The 18,514-nt window shown below is 66.4% G+C and carries 13 protein-coding genes; all 13 read left to right on the top strand.

Annotation, left to right across the window (positions count from 1 at the left end; all coding sequences use genetic code 11):
* The first annotated feature begins 5 nt into the window (after positions 1-5).
* The 13 genes from IT361_14405 to IT361_14345 all read left to right on the top strand — a co-directional run bounded on the left by IT361_14405 (position 6) and on the right by IT361_14345 (position 18,514).
* A complete protein-coding gene (locus IT361_14405; protein ID MCC6318870.1) occupies positions 6-488 on the top strand; it encodes a 50S ribosomal protein L10 in 483 nt (160 codons plus the stop codon).
* Between the two features lie 110 nt (positions 489-598).
* Positions 599-970, top strand: coding sequence for a 50S ribosomal protein L7/L12 (gene rplL / locus IT361_14400; GenBank protein MCC6318869.1), 372 nt, complete (start codon positions 599-601; stop codon positions 968-970).
* 196 nt (positions 971-1,166) lie between these two features.
* Complete coding sequence (gene rpoB, locus IT361_14395) at positions 1,167-5,813, top strand: DNA-directed RNA polymerase subunit beta (GenBank protein ID MCC6318868.1); 4,647 nt, start codon at positions 1,167-1,169, stop codon at positions 5,811-5,813.
* A gap of 3 nt (positions 5,814-5,816) precedes the next feature.
* Positions 5,817-10,142: a DNA-directed RNA polymerase subunit beta' gene (rpoC, locus tag IT361_14390; GenBank protein ID MCC6318867.1), complete on the top strand. Its 4,326-nt coding sequence runs from the start codon at positions 5,817-5,819 to the stop codon at positions 10,140-10,142.
* A 440-nt stretch (positions 10,143-10,582) separates the two neighbouring features.
* Positions 10,583-11,662, top strand: a complete 1,080-nt coding sequence (locus IT361_14385) for a hypothetical protein (protein ID MCC6318866.1) — start codon at positions 10,583-10,585, stop codon at positions 11,660-11,662.
* A gap of 45 nt (positions 11,663-11,707) precedes the next feature.
* Entirely contained in the window at positions 11,708-13,183 is a 1,476-nt protein-coding gene (locus IT361_14380) for a 1-acyl-sn-glycerol-3-phosphate acyltransferase (GenBank protein MCC6318865.1), read from the top strand.
* Between the two features lie 75 nt (positions 13,184-13,258).
* Positions 13,259-13,654, top strand: a complete 396-nt coding sequence (locus IT361_14375) for a 30S ribosomal protein S12 (protein MCC6318864.1) — start codon at positions 13,259-13,261, stop codon at positions 13,652-13,654.
* The gene (gene rpsG, locus IT361_14370; GenBank protein ID MCC6318863.1) at positions 13,651-14,121 is read left to right on the top strand and encodes a 30S ribosomal protein S7; all 471 of its coding nucleotides are present in this window, start codon (positions 13,651-13,653) and stop codon (positions 14,119-14,121) included. Before IT361_14375 ends, rpsG begins: the two co-directional genes overlap by 4 nt.
* 167 nt (positions 14,122-14,288) lie before the next feature.
* Complete coding sequence (locus IT361_14365; GenBank protein MCC6318862.1) at positions 14,289-14,615, top strand: PqqD family protein; 327 nt, start codon at positions 14,289-14,291, stop codon at positions 14,613-14,615.
* A complete protein-coding gene (locus IT361_14360) occupies positions 14,587-15,048 on the top strand; it encodes a lasso peptide biosynthesis B2 protein (GenBank protein MCC6318861.1) in 462 nt (153 codons plus the stop codon). The genes IT361_14365 and IT361_14360 overlap by 29 nt, the downstream gene beginning before the upstream one ends.
* Entirely contained in the window at positions 15,045-16,949 is a 1,905-nt protein-coding gene (locus IT361_14355; protein MCC6318860.1) for a hypothetical protein, read from the top strand. The genes IT361_14360 and IT361_14355 overlap by 4 nt, the downstream gene beginning before the upstream one ends.
* A 144-nt stretch (positions 16,950-17,093) precedes the next feature.
* Positions 17,094-17,264: a lasso RiPP family leader peptide-containing protein gene (locus IT361_14350; protein MCC6318859.1), complete on the top strand. Its 171-nt coding sequence runs from the start codon at positions 17,094-17,096 to the stop codon at positions 17,262-17,264.
* Positions 17,265-17,590: 326 nt separating this feature from the next.
* A complete protein-coding gene (locus tag IT361_14345) occupies positions 17,591-18,514 on the top strand; it encodes a hypothetical protein (protein ID MCC6318858.1) in 924 nt (307 codons plus the stop codon).

Here is an 18,514-nt window from a genome sequence, read left to right as displayed (position 1 = left end):
GGGCCATGAAGAAGACCGAGAAGGAACAGCTGGTATCCGACCTCCGCGCCAGGATCGGCGGCGCGCAGGCCGTGTACTTCACCGATTTCACCGGCCTCAACGTGAAGCGCATGACGGAACTCCGTCGCCGCTTCCGCCGCGCCGGCGTCGACTACGTCGTCATCAAGAACACCCTCGCGCTGCGGGCGGTCAACGAGAGCGGCCTCACCGGTTCGCGCCTTCGCGGCCCCACCGGCGTCGTCGTGGCGAAGGATCCGATCACCGCGGCGAAGGTGCTCGTCGACTTCGCCAGGGAGCACGACCAGAAGCCGGCCACCAAGGGTGGCCTCTTCGAGGGCAAGCCGATCGATGAGGCGATGGTCAAGCGCCTGGCCACGCTCCCGACCCGCGACGAGGCGCTCAGCCTCTTTGCCGGGAGCCTGAACAGCGTGCTGATGATGTTCTCGCTCGCCCTCGACGCTCGCAAGACACAGTTGGAGAACGGCTAGACCCGGGCGGTGCGCCGGTTCGCCGGCCGCCACCATGGAATTGTGATCACAACAATCCCAGGCCCGCCTGGGTTCGACACGGAGACCATACCACAATGGCTAACACCACGATCAGCAAGGACGATATCCTCGAAGCCATCGGCAACATGTCCGTCATGGAGCTCGTCGAGTTGAACGACGCGTTCAAGACCAAGTTCAACGTGACGATTGCCGTCGCGGTTGGCGGTGGTGGCGGCGGTGCGGCTGCCGCGGCCCCGGCCGTCGAGGAGCAGACCGAGTTCAGCGTCATCCTCAAGGAGTCGGGCGCCAAGAAGATCCAGGTCATCAAGGTGGTGCGCGAGCTCACCGGCCTGGGCCTGAAGGAAGCCAAGGACCTCGTCGATGGCGCGCCGAAGGAGATCAAGGCCGGCGTTACCAAGGAAGAAGCCGCCCAGGTCAAGGCCAAGCTCGAGGCCGAAGGCGCCGTGGTCGAAGTGAAGTGATGACGGCGGTTCGCAGCCGGCCGGCGGTCCCGTCGCGCGAGCGACATCCCGCCGGCCACTGCGCCTCCCTCACACTTCCTTCTGCCTCGACGCTGTGATTCGAGATTTCCGCTCCGTTCCGTCCCTCCTTCTCGCCCCGTCTCCGCGGCCCGTCGCCGCGGGGACGAGCGGGTTTTCGCCTGTGCGCGGGTGAACCATGCCTGAACTCCTGAAGCAGATCGTCTTCGGCAAGTACGACGAGGGGATGGAGATGCCCCACCTCCTCGACATCCAGACGCGCGCGTTCGAGTCGCTGCTGCAGCTCGATGCCGCCACTCACCATCGCGAGGACATCGGCCTCGAGCGCGTCTTCAAGGACCTGTTCCCCATCGCCGACGTCCACGAGAACTTCTCGCTGGAGTTCGTCAAATACGCGTTAGGCGAGCCGAAGTACTCCGTCGAGGAGTGCATCGAGCGCGACATGACGTACTCGGCGCCGCTCAAGGCCACGCTCCGCCTCATCATCAACGAGGACGTGAACGGCGTCAAGCGGCCCCGCAACATCATCGAGAAGGAGGTTTACCTCGGTGAGCTGCCCCTGCTGACGGACCTCGGCACCTTCGTCATCAACGGCGCGGAGCGCGTCATCGTCTCACAGCTCCACCGCTCCCCGGGCGTCGTCTTCGAGGAGTCCACGCACCCCAACGGCCAGCGCCTGATCTCGTCGCGCATCATCCCGTTCCGCGGGTCGTGGGTCGAGTTCACCGTGGACATTCACGACGTCATCTACGTCCACATCGACAAGAAGAAGAAGTTCCCCGCCACGGCACTGCTCCGTGCCTTCGGCTACGGAGCCAATTCCGACATCCTCCGCCTCTTCTTCGGCGTCCGCGACCTCGACCTTACGCGCAAGCGTGAAGGCCGCGCCGAGACGCGCGAAGTCCTGGGCGCCATCCTCGCCGAAGACGTGACGCTCGCCGGCGAGGCCGCCGATCCCGACGCACCCAAGCTCAAGACCAAGAAGGCCCGCGCCGCCGCCGAGCGTGCCCAGGCCGACCTCCTGGTCCGCGAAGGTGACGAACTCACCGAAGAGGTGCTCAACCGGCTGACCCGCCAGGGCATCAAGTCGATCAAGGTCTTCTCGTCCTATATGACAGTCGACCTCCGCGACGAGCTCGACGCGATCGAACGCGGCGAGCGTGCGGTGCCGCGCGTGCTCTCGCACGACGTCGTCGACCCGACCACTGGCGAAGTGCTCGCCGACGCCGGGGCGCCGATCAAGGAGACGCTCATCAAGCGCCTCCGGAAGGCCGACGTCATCAAGGCGTCGGTGTTCGTGCCCTCGGGCCGTGCAGAGTCCGCGCTCATCCGCAACACGATCGGCAAGGATCCCACGGATCCCAAACACATCGAGCAGAAGGAACGCGACAAGAACAAGTGGGAGACCGATGCCGACTCGGGCTCCGGCAAGGCGCTGCGGTCCATCTACATGCTCCTGCGCCCAGGTGACGCGCCGAACGACGAGACCGCCAAGCAGGCCCTCGACCGGCTCTTCTTCTCGCCCAAGCGCTACGACCTCGGACGCGTCGGCCGCTACAAGATCAACCAGCGTCTCAACCTCAATACCGACGCCGGGATGACGGTCCTCACCAAGGAGGACTTCGTCGCCATCCTGCGCTACCTGGTCGAGCTGCACGAAGGCCGTGGTCACGTCGACGACATCGACCACCTCGGCAATCGCCGCATTCGCTCGGTCGGTGAGTTGATCGCCAACCAGTTCTCCGTGGGCCTCTCACGCATGGCGCGCCTGGTCAAGGAGCGCATGTCGATCAACACCGATCCCGAGAAGATCTCGCTCGACGACCTCGTGAACGCGCGAACGGTCTCCGCGGTGATCCAGGCGTTCTTCGGGTCGTCGCAGCTCTCGCAGTTCATGGACCAGACCAACCCGCTCGCCGAGCTGACGCACAAGCGTCGCCTCTCGGCGCTTGGTCCGGGCGGCCTGACGCGCGAGCGCGCCGGGTTCGAGGTCCGCGACGTGCACTACTCGCAGTACGGGCGCATGTGCCCGATCGAAACGCCGGAAGGTCCGAACATCGGCCTCATCACGTCGCTCGCCTGCTTCGCGCGGGTGAACGACCTCGGCTTCGTGGAGACGCCGTACCGCGTCGTGAAGAACGGGCGCGTGACCGGCGAGATCGCCTGGCTCGACGCCAACCGCGAAGAAGAGACGATCACCGCGCAGGCCAACGCCAAGCTCAACGAAGACGGCACCTTCGCCGACGAGCTGGTGCTGTGCCGCCAGCGCGGCGACGTTCCGCTGACGCCGCCGGATCGGATCGACTACATGGATGTAGCGCCCGAGCAGTTGGTCTCGATCGCCGCCGCGCTCATCCCGTTTCTCGAGCACGACGACGCGAACCGCGCGCTCATGGGCTCGAACATGCAGCGCCAGGCCGTGCCGCTCCTCAACCCGCAGACGCCGCTCGTCGGCACGGGTCTCGAGGACAAGGTCGCACGCGATTCGGGCGCCGTGGTGCTTGCTCGCCGCGCCGGTGTGGTCACCCGCGTCACCGCCGACGAGATCATCGTCGACGCCGGTCCGGCCGAACGCAACCGCAAGGACGACGACCAGCCGCTGTCGCGCCTCACGCAGCAGGATCGCTACAAGGTCAAGAAGTACCTGCGCACCAACCAGGACACGGCGATCAACCAGCGCCCGATCGTCCGGCTGGGGCAGCGGGTCAAGCGGGGCGACGTGCTCGCCGATGGCGCGGCCACCGAAAAGGGGCAGCTGGCCCTCGGTTCGAACGTGCTCGTCGCCTTCATGCCGTGGTACGGCCACAACTTCGAAGACGCCATCGTGCTCTCCGAGCGTCTGGTGAAGGACGACGTGTATTCGTCGATCCACATCCAGGAACTCGAACTCCACGTCCGCGACACCAAGCGCGGCCAGGAAGAGATCACGCGCGAAATTCCGAACGTCGCCGAGGAGTCGCTGGTCGACCTCGACGAGCGCGGCATCGTGCGCATCGGCGCCCATGTGAAGCCGGGTGATATCCTCGTCGGCAAGATCACGCCGAAGGGCGAAACCGAGCTGTCACCGGAAGAAAAGCTCCTCACGGCGATCTTCGGCGAAAAGGCGAAGGACGTGAAGGACTCGTCCCTCAAGGTGCCGCCGGGCATGGAAGGCGTGGTCATCGACGTGAAGATTTTCTCGCGCGTCGAGGACCAGGTGGTGGAGAAAGACCGCGGTGAGCGCATCGGTGAAGTGCGCCGTCTCGAGGGCGAAGACAAGGTTCGTGTCAACGACGTCCGCGACGACGAACTTCGTCATGTGCTCGAAGGCCAGGTCGTGGCGCTCGCGCTCAAGGCCGGTACCGTCGAAGAAGGTATCAACACCGGCACCGAGCTCACGCGCGATGTGCTTCGCGACGTGCGCTTTGCGCAGATCGATCTCAAGACCTTCCGTGTCGAGAACCGCAAGGTGAACGACCAGGTCCGCGAGATCATCGACGCCGCGAACGAGGAAAAGGCCCGCATCGAGGAGCGCGCCGAGGAACGCATCGACCGCATCCTGCAGCCCGATGAGTTGCCGCCGGGCGTGATCCAGCTCGTGAAGGTCTACCTCGCCGAGAAGCGCAAGGTCTCCGTCGGCGACAAGATGGCCGGCCGCCACGGCAACAAGGGCATCGTCGCCCGCATCGTGCCCGAAGAGGACATGCCGTTCCTCCCCGACGGTCGGCCCGTGGACATCGTGCTGAACCCGCTGGGCGTGCCGTCGCGCATGAACGTCGGGCAGATCCTGGAGACGCACCTCGGCTGGGCGGCCCGCATCCTGGGCTTCTATGCCAAGACGCCGGTGTTCCAGGGGGCAAACGAACGGGAGATCGGGCTCGCACTCAAACTCGCCGGCCTCACCTGGGCGCGCGCCACGCTCAACCTGCACACCGCGCCGCTCAGCATCACCGACGGTGACATCAAGGCGATCGTTGCCGACCTGCGTCCGGACAACAGCGACGCGGAGCGCGTGCACCTGGTGGCCGACGCGATGCTGAACGACCTGCACGGCCGGAACCTCTCGGCCGAGACCAAGGACGTGTACGCGCGCGTCCGCGACTGCCTGGCCAACGCGGCGCGCGAACTCGCCGAGCGCGAGGCAACGGAGCTGGCGAACCAACGGTCCTACCATGCGTCCGTCGCGGACGACGAGTCGCGCCCGGCCACTGAACGCGCCGAGGCCAAGGCGGCGCTCAAGGTGATCGAGAAGCTGGCCGCACGTGAGTCGGCGGCGGTACTCGAAGACCTGGAACTGCCGGCCCTGGCCGCCATGCTCGGCCGCAAGTCCGAGGCGGACACGGACAAGGCCGCGGTGGAACTGATGCGCCTCGCGGGCATCACGCCGGCCGGCAAGATGTCAGTGCGCGACGGACGCAGCGGCGAGCGCTTCGCGTTCCCCGTGACCGTCGGCGAGATCTACATGCTCAAGCTCTCGCACCTCGTCGACGACAAGATCCACGCCCGGTCCATCGGGCCGTATTCACTCGTCACGCAGCAGCCACTCGCCGGCAAGGCGCAGTTCGGCGGCCAGCGGTTCGGCGAAATGGAAGTGTGGGCCCTCGAGGCCTACGGCGCCGCGCACACGCTGCAGGAGATCCTCACGGTCAAGTCGGACGACGTGAACGGTCGCAGCCGCGTGTACGAGGCGATCGTGAAGGGCCAGAACCTGCCGGACCCCGGCACACCGGAGTCCTTCAACGTGCTGGTGAAGGAACTGCAGGCGTTAGGCATCTACGTGAAGATGGGCTCCAAGAACGAAGCCAACGGCAACGGCGCGCTCCCCGGCGCCTCCGGGGAGGAGTAACCGATGATCGACTTCCGCAGCGCGCGCGAGACCCGCGCGTCGTCGTTCGACTTCATCCAGGTCCGCATCGCCTCTCCGGAGGAGATCCGCGGACCCAAGGACCCCAAGGAACGCGAGCGCCAGGAAATGCAGGGCGCGCGCACCTGGTGGTCGTGGGGCGAGGTCACCAAGCCAGAGACCATCAACTACCGGTCGTTCAAGCCCGAAAAGGACGGCCTGTTCTGCGAGCGCATCTTCGGTCCGGTCAAGGACTGGGAATGCCATTGCGGCAAGTACAAGCGCATCCGCTACCGCGGCGTGATCTGCGATCGTTGCGGCGTCGAGGTGACGCTGAGCAAGGTCCGGCGCGAGCGCATGGGACACATCGAGTTGTCGGTGCCGGTGGCGCACATCTGGTTCTTCAAGACCCTGCCGTCGCCGATGGGCAACCTCCTCGACCTCACGCTCCGTGATCTCGAGAAGGTCATCTATTACTCGAACTACGTCGTCATCGAGCCGGGCAACCAGGAAGCGCGCACCAACGAGTTGCTCGACGAAGACCGCTACCTGGAGCTCAAGCAGAAGGCCAAGGCCGAAGGCGATACGGGGTTCCACGCCGATATCGGCGCGCCGGCCGTGCGCGATCTCCTCAAGCGCATCGATGTCGACAAGGTGGCCGAGCAGCTGCGCAAGCAGGTGGCCGTCGAGACGTCGCAGCATCGCAAGAAGCAGATGCTCAAGCGCCTCAAGATCGTCGACGCGTTCCGGACCTCCGGTGATGCGGGCGGTACGCGCAACAAGCCGGAGTGGATGATCCTGGACGTGGTGCCGGTCATTCCCCCCGACCTCCGCCCGCTGGTTCCGCTGGACGGCGGACGCTTTGCCACGTCCGACCTGAACGACCTGTACCGGCGCGTCATCAACCGCAACAACCGCCTGCAGAAGCTCATTTCGCATCGCGCGCCGGAGGTCATCCTCCGGAACGAGAAGCGCATGCTGCAGGAGGCCGTGGACGCCCTGTTCGACAACGGCCGTCGCTCCAAGGCCATTCGTGGCCGCGGCAAGCGACCGCTCAAGTCCCTGAGCGACATGCTTAAGGGCAAGCAGGGGCGCTTCCGTCAGAACCTGCTCGGCAAGCGCGTCGACTACTCCGGCCGCTCGGTCATCGTCGTCGGCCCGGAACTCAAGCTGCACCAGTGCGGCCTGCCCAAGGCCATGGCGCTCGAACTCTTCAAGCCGTTCATCATCCACAAGCTCGTGGAGAAGGGCATTGCGGAGACGGTGAAGCGCGCCAAGAAGATCGTCGAACGCGAGAGCCCCGAGGTCTACGAGATCCTCGAAGAGATCATCCGCGACCACCCGGTGCTGCTCAACCGCGCGCCGACGCTTCACCGCCTGGGCATTCAGGCGTTCGAGCCGGTGCTCGTGGAAGGCAAGGCCATCCGCATCCATCCGCTGGTCTGCGCCGCGTTCAACGCGGACTTCGACGGCGACCAGATGGCGGTGCACGTCCCGCTCTCGTTCGAGGCCCAGCTGGAGGCCCGCCTCCTGATGATCTCCTCGAACAACATCCTCAAGCCCTCCGACGGCCGGCCGATCGCCGAGCCGTCGCAGGACATCGTGCTGGGGTGCTACTTCGCCACCAAGGCGCCGGCCGACTTCGACCGGCTCGCCAAGGACGCCAAGGCCGCGGCGGCGCTCAAGACGTTCACGAGCCCGGCCGAGGTCGAGATGGCGCTCGCCACACGGCGCCTTCCCTCGTACCACTCCGCCATCCGGTACCTCGTCACCGAAAATGGTGAGTCCTCCTGGCGGATCACGACCGCGGGTCGCGTGCTGTTCAATGCGATCGTGCCACCCGAGGTCGGGTTCCAGAACAAGGACATGAAAAAGAAGGCCCTCGGTGAACTCGCGTTCGAGACGTTCCGCGCGTGCGGACTCTCGCGCACCGTCGAGTTCCTCGATCGCCTCAAGGATTTCGGGTTCTTCTACGCCACCCGCGGCGGCGTCTCGATCGGCATCGAGGACCTCCACATCCCGGGCGAGAAGGAGTCGCTGCTGCAGGAAGCGGAGGAGCGCGTCGAGCGCTTCCAGCGCGCCTACGCGACCGGCAACATCACGAACGGCGAGCGCTACAACAAGGTCATCGACACCTGGACCCACGCGAACTCCGACGTGGCCGATGCGATGGTCAAGGCGATGCGTGAGTCGAACCGCGGATTCAACCCCGTGTTCATGATGTTCGACTCGGGATCGCGTGGAAGCCGTGACCAGATTCGACAGCTCGCCGGGATGCGCGGCCTGATGGCCAAGCCGCAGAAGAAGCTTACCGGCGGCATCGGCGAAATCATCGAAAGTCCGATCAAGTCCAACTTCCGGGAAGGGCTGTCCGTGCTTGAGTACTTCATCTCGACGCACGGCGCGCGAAAGGGTCTGGCCGATACGGCGCTCAAGACGGCCGATGCCGGCTACCTCACGCGTCGTCTCGTGGACGTGGCGCAGGATGTCACCATTTCCGAAGAGGACTGCGGTACCATCCTCGGCCTCGACATCGGCGCGCTGAAGGAAGGCGAAGACGTGATCGAGGCGCTCTCCGAGCGCATCGTCGGCAATGTGGCCGCCGAGGACGTGTACGATCCGCACGAGCGAGACGAGGCCGGTCGGCAGGTGCTCCTCGCCGAGGCCGGACAGATGATCGACGAGGCCACCTCGATCCGCATCGAGGAGGCCGGCATCGAGACGGTGCGCATCCGCACCGTGCTCACCTGCGAGGCCAAGCGCGGGCTGTGCCGCATGTGCTACGGCCGCAACCTGGCCACCATGGCCATGGTCGACCTGGGCGAGGCCGTCGGCATCATCGCGGCGCAGTCCATCGGCGAACCGGGCACGCAGCTCACGCTCCGCACGTTCCACATCGGCGGCACCGCGGCGCGTATCGCCGAGCAGACCGCCCGCAAGTCCAAGGTGGCCGGCACCATCGAGTTTGGCGATCGATTGGTTGAAGTCACCAACCCCGAGGGCCAGCGCATCGTCACGTCGTACGAGGGCGAACTCACCATTCGCACGTCGTCCGACCCGAACGCGGCGATCGGCGCACGCCTGGCCGTACCGCTCGGCGCCACCCTGTTCGTCAAGGACGGCGACGAGGTCAAGAAGGACCAGGTCATCTTCACCTGGGACCCGTATACCAACCCCATCATCGCCGACATCGAGGGCACCCTCAAGTTCGTCGAGATCGTCGAGGGCGACTCGGTCTCCGAGGAACTCGACGAGCTCACCGGCCTGCGTCAGCGGGTGATCCTCGAGGACCGGGAAAAGAAGCTCCACCCGCACATCGAGATCTGGCAGACCAAGGGTGGCAAGGAAAAGAAGGTCCGCGACTTCGTCATGCCGATCGGCGCGGTGCTGCTGGCGGAAGACGGCCAGGAGATCCACGCCGGCGAGACGATCGCCAAGATTTCGCGCGAAGCCTACAAGACGCGCGACATCACGGGCGGTCTCCCGCGCGTGGCCGAACTCTTCGAGGCACGGCGCCCGAAGGATCCGGCCACCATCTCCGAGATCGATGGCATCGTCCGCTTTGGCGACATCAAGCGCGGCAAGCGCGAGGTGTTCGTCACGCAGGCGCGCGTCGACGCGGGCCAGTGGGTGGTCGATGAGACCGCCGATCCGCAGCTCTATGAAGTGCCGGCCGGCAAGCACCTTCGCGTGCACGAGGGTGATCGCGTGCGCGCCGGTGACCGCCTCACCGAGGGCCCCGTCAACCCGCACGACATTCTTCGCATCAAGGGTCCGCGTGCGGTGCAGGAGTACCTGCTCAACGAAGTGCAGGAGGTCTACCGCCTGCAGGGCGTGAAGATCAACGACAAGCACATCGGCGTGATCGTCAAGCAGATGCTGCAGAAGGTCCGCATCGTGGAGCCCGGTGACACCGAGTTCCTCGAGGGCGAACACGCCGACAAGCAGAACTTCCGCGACGTCAACGACAAGGCCAAGAAGAAGAAGCTCAAGGCTGCCACGGCCGAACCGCTGCTGCTGGGGATCACCAAGGCGAGCCTCACCACCCAGTCGTTCATCTCCGCGGCCTCGTTCCAGGAGACCACGCGGGTGCTCACCGACGCCGCCATTCGCGGCGCACGGGACGACCTCATGGGGCTCAAGGAGAACATCATCATCGGCCACCTCATCCCCGCCGGGACCGGCCAGTTCCGGTACAGCACGGTGGCGATCGAGGGCACCGAGATGCCGCAGCCAGAAGAGCTGCCGGGGACGGCGGAGCCGGTTCCCAGCATCTTCTCGACGTCGTTCTCCGATTCGACCTACTCGTTCGGCGGCAACGACGACATGTAGGTCAGGCACAGGCCGAGTGCACGACACGAGAGTCCCACCCGGGCTCTCGTGTTTGCGTTTGTGGAGTCGCTGGACCTTCGCGTCGTCATGTGACCCACGGCCCTAGGGTTGAGTCGGATCGCGAGCCTGCGTTCACTCCCAAAACCAGACTGGCACCGATGCCCTTGCGGTCAGGTGGGCGCGATTCCGGGAGTTCGGTGAGTTATCGATGAGCCAGGTGGCGAGCCTGGCGACCACGAACGCGAAGATGCCGGCTCCATCGAGCGCTGGTTGAACACCGTGCCCCTCTCTCTGGCCGCTGCTCCCACGCGCGAAGGTCGAGGCGCTGATCACGCCCAGATTTTCTGGGACCGCGCCTCGGGCACTCCGGTGGGGAGGCGGCCGGGTTTCCGTTGCGGGCCTCGGGTTGACAAGATGTCCATGCGCCGCATGGTTGCCGCATGCGAGATCCTTCGATCGTCTGTCTGGCCGCGCTCGCGCTGTTCGCCGCGACACCGGCAGGCGCGCAGGTCCGCGAGCGTCGACTCGGCGCTTCGCGTGAGGCCGCGGCCGCGTATTCCGACATCTCGGCGGCGCGCGTGCTGTCCGACGGCCGGATCCTCGTGTACGACGCAAAGGAGCAGGCGTTGCACCTCGTCGACCTCGAGCGCGGGACGCAGAAGTCGTTAGGCAGTGTCGGGAGCGGTCCGGGCGAGTTCCGTCGAGCAACCGCGCTGCTGCCCGCCCGCGGGGACACCACCTGGCTCGTGGACGCCGGCAACCGTCGGCTGCTGGTGGTGGCGCCCGACGGATCGCTGCCGGCGACGGTGACGGCGCCCGAAGGCGTCCCGCTGGCCCAGGCGGGCGGCGGTGACGGTGCGGGAAACCTCGTTGCGGTCACAGCCATGTTCGAGGGGAGCACGTTTGCGGGGAAGGCGCCGGACTCGGTTCGACTCGTCAGAGTCAACGTCGCGTCGTTGCGCGTGACGCCCGTGACGCCGCTGGCCGCGCCTCAGACAAAGATCCACATCAAGCAGACCGGCACGCGCATCGAGTCGGTCGAGGTGGTCCGCATGCCGTTTGCCGTCGGAGAGCCGTTCGGCGTGGCGCCGGGCGGGCGCGTCGCGATTGCTCGGCGGGCGCCGTACCGGCTCGACCAGGTGATGGCCGACGGCAGGGTCGTGCGCGGACCGGTGATCCCGGTGACGTCGATTCCCGTCGGAGACGCGGAACGCGAAGAGTATCTGGCGACCTTGCTGCGCCGACCGGCGCCGGAGGCGCTCGAGTGGCCCGAAACGCTGCCGCCATTCCCGCCGCAGTCGGTCGTGGCACTGGCCAACGGTGAGACGTGGGTACGCCGGCACGTGACCGCCCGGCGCGACTCTACGTGGTACGACATCTTGGACGCGCGCGGTGCGGCGGTTGCTCGGCTCGTGCTTCCAAAGCGTGTTCGCATCCTCACCGTCACGGCCCGCGGGGCGTACGTTGCACGCGCGGACGACGACGGCCTGGTGCATCTGGAGCTCGCCGCGGTGCGGTAGCACCAGGCCTGTGGTGGCTCCTCAGCGTCCTCGCCTCGGCCAAACTTGCGAACCGCGCTCTTTCTCGCCACGGGCCTCGTCGTGCTGCTCGCCGTCTGGCTGCTCGGGCGCGCGGTCGTGGAGCGTGCAGCGCGCCGCGCGGTCAGGCGTTTCCGCCCTCGCCTCGATCGCTACAAACTGACGCGAAAGCGCACCATCGTCGCCGCACTGCTCCGGGACCAGGAAATCGCGACCGCCGTGCGCGAACACGCCGCCGAACATGGTGTGAGCGAGGCCGCCGCGTGGGGGCGTGTGCGCACCTACCTCGACGAGATCATCCCGTTCTTCAGCATTCTCGCCTACTACAAGTTCGGCTACCTCCTCAGTCGCGCCCTGCTCACCCTGTTCTACAAGGTGACGGTGGACTACGAACGGGAAGATCCGTTCCGCGGCCTGCCTCGCGACTCGGTGGTCATCTACCTGATGAACCACCGATCCAACGCCGACTACGTCCTCGTCGCCTACGCGTTGCTGGGCGACGTGTCACTCTCGTACGCCGTGGGTGAGTGGGCACGCGCGTTCCCCCTCGAATATTTGTTCAAGAGCTTTGGTTCGTACTTCATCCGACGGAAGTATCGCGAACCTCTCTACCACACCGTGCTCGCGCGGTACGTGCAGCACATCACGAGGCACGGCGTGACGCAGGGCATCTTCCCGGAAGGTGGCCTCACGCGCGACGGCACGTTGCGCCCGGCGAAGATCGGGTTGCTCGACTACGCCCTCGGTGTGGCGAGCGACCCCGCGTACCGCGCACGCATGTACGTGGTGCCCGTCGGCATCAACTACGATCGGGTGCTGGAGGACCGAACACTGCTATCCGAACTCGCGTCCCGTGTCGACGGACACCGAACCCCGCGGCTGCGACAGGTGGGCGAGGTGGCCCGCTACGTCGTATTCAACCTCGGGCGGCTGGTCGGTCGACGGTGGAAGCGCTACGGCCGGGCCGCCGTGACCATCGGGGTTCCGGTACCTGTTTCATCGTGGCTCGATCGGCTGGAAGGGCAGGGGATCCACCCGTTCGACCTCGAGCGGCCGGAGCGGCTGGGCCACGTTCAGGCCTTCTGCGACGAGATGATGGGACGAATCGGGGGGTTGATCCCGGTCACGCCCGTGGCGCTGGCGTGTGCCGCGCTCCAGAGCCTGGACGGGGACTTCGTCCGACAGGACCGGCTGCTCGAGCGGATGGGCGAGCTTCGTGAGGTGCTCCGCGAGCTGAACGCACGGGTGCTCAAGGCCGAATCCTCGACCGAGGAGGTATTCGACCGGGCCTATCGGATGCTGCGGATGCGCCGCGTGATCGCCCGGGAGGGGGAGGGGTACGTCGTGCTGTCCCGGGGGCGGCCGCTGATCAGCTATTACGCCAATTCCGTCGCCCACCTGCTGGGCCCATTCGCGGCCTCGGTCCGGGCCCGGGACGCCTTGCCGTCCACGGTGGCGATGGGGGGCTGGGGCGGCCTAAGCGGGCCTGAAACCGTGACTTGAAACCGGTTTCTCCGGCGTCTATCTTACCAGACTCTCCGCCCCGGCTGTGGGGCGCGTTTTTCGTTATCCCTCGGTATGCCAACGATCAACCAGCTCGTTCGCCGGGCCCGCAAGGACGTCCTCAAGAAGGAGAAGTCGCCGGCGCTCAAGGCGAATCCCTTCCGGCGCGGCGTCTGCACCCGCGTCTATACCACGACGCCCAAGAAGCCAAACTCGGCGTTGCGGAAGGTCGCCAAGGTGCGACTGACGAACCAGATCGAAGTGATCGCCTACATTCCGGGCGAAGGCCATAACCTCCAGGAACACTCGATCGTGCTCGTGCGCGGCGGTCGTGTGAAGGATCTCCCGGGGGTGCGTTACCACATTGTTCGCGGCACCCTCGACGCGGCTGGCGTGAACGGCCGCAACCGGAGCCGCTCCAAGTACGGAACCAAGAAGCCCAAAGCAGGCGCCGCCGGAGGGAAGAAGTGAGCCGTCGCAAGAAGTCAGTCAAGCGCCCCGTCCTCGCCGACGCCCGCTACGACAGTCAGACCGTTTCGAAGTTCATCAACTCCCTGATGCTTCAGGGAAAGAAGAGCACCGCCGAGCGCATCTTCTATGGCGCGATGGATCTCGTCGAGTCGCGCACCAGCCAGCCCGGCGTGAACGTCTTCAAGGCCGCCCTGGCCAACCTCAAGCCCGTCATCGAGGTCAAGTCGCGCCGCGTCGGTGGCGCGACGTATCAGGTGCCGGTCGAGGTTCGCCCGGAGCGCCGCACGGCCCTCGCCATGCGTTGGCTGCTCTCCTACTCGCGCGATCGCAACGAAAAGTCGATGGCGGAGAAGCTCGCGGCCGAAGTCATCGCCGCGTCCAAGGGCGAAGGCAACGCGGTCAAGAAAAAAGAAGACACGCACCGCATGGCCGAAGCCAACAAGGCATTCGCACACTACCGCTGGTAAGCGCGACTGGCCTCGTACGTTCCAGGGCGCCCGGCGAGTTGCCGTGGCGCCCTTTTCACGCCGCCGAACCCGATCTAGCGCCACGACACGCGGCTGGTTTCCTTTCCCGCTCGACCGTCGTCACCCGAAACAGCGCTCGCGCCCATTCCACGAAGTGAGTGACCCCGGTGGCCGATTCCCGCACGCCGCTCCCGACGCCAGCTCCCGCTGCCATCTTCCGCGCGATGGCAGAGGGCGGGGTGCTCTTTTCCAGCGACTCCGAGGTCTACTTCGGTGTCAACGCGGTCGGCGCAATCATCTGGGAAATGCTCCCGACGTGCAGCTCCGTCGAGGAGTTGTGTGAAACGCTCGCAAGAAAGTTTTCCGACGTGGGCCTCGCGCGAATCCAGCGCGACGTGACGAGTTTTCTCGCGGACCTCCGGGCCAACGGCCTCGTCATCGACGCTCCGCCCAGGGCCGGTGGCGATGGCAGCGCTCCTCGCGTTGCTCGGTAAGGCGGCGCGGCTCACCCCACGCGATTGGTGGCGGTTGCTGCTCGGCCAGGTGGCGCTGCTCCGAGCCCGACGCGACGTGCGGACCAGGCCACAGGGTGAACTCGTGACGACCGGCCCAGCGGATGCACGCTCCGGGAGCGCCGCCGATCCCCAGCGAATCGACGAGGTGCGTCGTGTCGTCCTCGGCGTTTCGCGGGCGTCGGTCTACGGAGTCTTCCATCCGACCTGCCTCGTCCGCTCACTCGCCATCTGCCGTCGCCTCGACGCCGAGGGACTCCCCGGGAGCGCCGTCAGGGTCGGCGTCGCGCGCCGTCAGGGGAAGTTCATGGCCCACGCATGGGTCGAATACGCCGGCGAAGTCGTCGGCGACGACGAAGGCACCGTCGATCGCTACGCATCGTTCGACGATCTCCAGGTCAGCACGCGGCCTTGAGCGCCATCGCGGGGATTTTCCACGGCACCGCCCGCGGCGCAGGCACGCCATCGGTTGGGGCCATGCTCGAAGCCGCGACGCATCGCGGTGACGCGGGACGCACCATTGGCGAACTGGCCTGGGGCGCCGTCGGGGTGCAGCGCTTTGCCTGGGAAATCGCTCCTGGCCTTGCCGGTCCGTCGCACGTGGTTCGCGATGGCCCGCTGATCGCGGTGGCCGACGCCACGCTGTACTACGTCGACGACCTGTGCCACCGGCTCACGAGTGCCGGCGTGCCTGCGAAGCGCGGCGACGACGCCACGTCACTCATTCTCGGTGCGTATCGTGCCTTCGGCGCCCGGTGTGTGCACGTGCTCGAGGGAGACTTCGCCTTCATCGTTGTTGACGAGGCGCAGCGGAAAGTACTGTTGGCGCGCGACTACGTGGGTCGCCGGCCACTGCACTACGCACTCGGCGGTGACACGTTCCTGGCCGCGTCGACGGCGCGCGCCATCGCGGCATCGCCCGCGCACCGGTTTCCCCTGCAGCTCTCGACCATCGCGGCGGCCGTTGGCGGTCTGCTGGGGGGCAGCTTGCAGACCGGATTCGAAGGCGTGCTTCCGGTGGCCGCCGGCGCAGCGGTGGAGTGGCGGCCCGGCGCCGCTCCGCGCGTCGTCGAGATGTGGACTCCTCCGGAGTTCCGCATTGGCGGACGACACGACCTCGAAGCAGGGGCCCGCGAGCTGCGGGCCCTCCTCGTGCGGGCGGTCGCGGAGCGCGCCGTTGAACCCGTCACCACGGTGTGGCTGAGTGGCGGCGCAGACTCCACCGCCGTGTTCGGGGCCACCCAGCTTGCCGCCCAACAAGACAGCCGCGCGATCACGATCGCCCCGGTGACGGTTTCCTATCCGGAGGGCGACAGCGCTCGGGAGGATCATCACGTCAACGCCATCGCTGAGCAGTGGCATTCGAAGGTCACCTGGATCGACAGTGAGTCGGTCCCGGTCCTCGTGGACGCGGAGCTGAGTGCCGCGGTCCGCGATGACCCGTATGCACACACGTTTGAGCAGATGAATCGGCAGTTGGCCCGCACCAGCGTCGCGGCTGGTGGTCGCGTGGCGTTCGATGGCTACGGCGGTGATCAGCTCTTCCACGTTTCGACCGTGTACGCCGCCGATCTCCTCGTTCGGGGTCGATGGCGCGAACTCGCGGAGCTCCGACGCTCCATGGAGTCCATCGGGTTTCGGGCCTTCTTTGTCGACTGCATCGTGCCGTGGCTACCGCCCGGACTCTGGCGCCGCATCCAGGAGGCCCGCGGGCGCAGCACCGAGGAGCTGACGTCGCAGTCCATTCCACCCTGGCTCGGGGACGCCTGGCGTGAGGAGGCGCTGATGAAGGCGCGCGTGGAGCTCGACCCACCAAAGCGACTCTTCGAAAGTCCGGCCGCGTACGAATCGCGCTGGTACACCCAGACTCCCTTCTTCCCCCGTGCCGTGTCGTGGTCCGGCGCCGTGGCGCTCCAGGGGGGCGTGGACGTGCGGTCGCCCCTGATGGATCGACGCATCATCGAGTTTGCGGCGAGCCGCCCCATCGGCGATCGGGTGAGCCCCGGCGAGACCAAGCGCGTGCTTCGCCGGGCCGTGGAAGGACTGATCCCGGCATCCGTCCTGGCCCCCAGAAAGTCGAAGACTGGCGTTCCACGTGCGTACCTGCACCGCCGACTCCGAGAGGAACTGGCGCCGTGGGTCCATGACGTCCTGCTCGGATCCAGCCCGCCACGACTCGCTGACGCCGGGATCATCGACGTTGATCGATATCGAGCAGGCCTGGCCCGGTATGAGGCCAGCGGAGAGCACATGATCGGTGTACAGCTTCTGCTCACCTTGCAGGCAGAACTGTGGATGCGGTCGGTCGTGGGGTGACGTAGCGCACCGGGAAAAAGCTGCTCATTGCCCAGTTGGGCATCTGCGCTTACCGTGGGGTGAACAGGAAATAGCCGGTACTGCACCTTGGCCTGGGAATTGCGGTACTGCCACAGTGCTCACCGTCACGGGAGGAGGAGAACGATGTACAGTGCACCATCGCTCGAGAAATTTGGGTCGTTCCGTGAGCTCACGCTCCAGCGGAATCCCAATACGACCAAGCGCATCATCGGCGACGACCTGATTCCGAACATCGGGCTGGACTGCGACGGCAACGCCCCGCCGGGCGATCCGCGCGCCTGCATCCGTTCGTAATCACACCACTTGGGTCGCCTCCGCGCGACCCAGGCGGTGCATGATCGGGGTCGCTCGCTCGGCGGATTCCTGAGCCGCTGGTCGACAAGCGAACGACGGGAAGCGCTGCGGGGGCGACCAACCTCACTCCCAAGTCTCCCGGGACTCAACGCCGTCCCGTAGCCACCTTCCGTGGCTGCGGGACGGCAGTTTTGTTGTGGCGGACGCGCCGCACGCCCATCGCCCTCTCGGCACGCCCTCTGCAACTTCTCACCTGACCACAGCCACTTCGGTCAGGTCGTCCACGCTGCAGGCGCAGGTCGCATCAGCTGTCGATCACTCCCCACATGTACTCCTACGACGTCTTCGCCGGCACGCTCAAGGCGCCCTTCCAATTCCCGGAGCTCCAGCAGACCTCCGGTCCGGCGTCGTGGATTCTGGAGCGGGGTGACATTCCCTCGCCCCTCGATCCCGCGTCTCTCATTGGCGACGACGACGTCTACGGCGAGGTCAAGGTGCGGTGTTATCGCACCATGCAGGGCCACTCGCTCGTCTATGATGACACGGGCCGCTTCGATGTCAGCGACGGGGCCCTCATTCGGTGGTTCGCTCCGCACGATGCCGACGACAGCTTGCTCGAGGCGGTTCGCGCTGACGTGGTCGGGAGGGTGCTTGCCCTCGCGCTCCACCAGCACGACGTGCTTTGTCTGCACGCCAGCGCGGTGTCCATCAACGGCAGAGGCATTGCGCTCCTCGCGCCCAAGATGCACGGAAAGAGCACGCTGGCCACGGCACTGGTCCGCGGTGGGGCCCGGCTCCTGTCAGACGACACGGTCCCGGTGACGCCCGATGCCACACCTCTGGTCCGCCCCGGCGTGCACCAGCTCCGACTGTGGAAGGACTCCGCGTCGCGGCTGGCCGCGGAGCGCATGGGAGAATCTGCACCAGCCCGAAAAGTGGTGCTCGATCATTTCGATGAGGGCACGGTACAACGCAGCGCCGTTCCGCTCGCGGCCTTGTATGTCCTGCTCCCGTCCGCCCCTGACGACGCGGAGTCGGCTCGACGGAGTGTGCTCACCGAGATCCAGGCCACGCTTGCGCTCGTCGAACACGCCAAGCTTGGGCCGCTGCTCGGCCGCAAGGATGCGGGCCTGATGTTCGAGCAATCGGCTGCGATTGCCCGGCGCGTGCCGGTCTATCTCCTCCACGTGGCACGCGACCTTGATCGCCTGGCGGATGCCGCCGCGACGATCCTCGGCTGGCACCGCTGA

The sequence above is a fragment of the Gemmatimonadaceae bacterium genome (genome assembly GCA_020846935.1).
Lineage (GTDB): Bacteria > Gemmatimonadota > Gemmatimonadetes > Gemmatimonadales > Gemmatimonadaceae > RBC101.
This window is presented reverse-complemented; position numbering and strand designations above follow the sequence as displayed.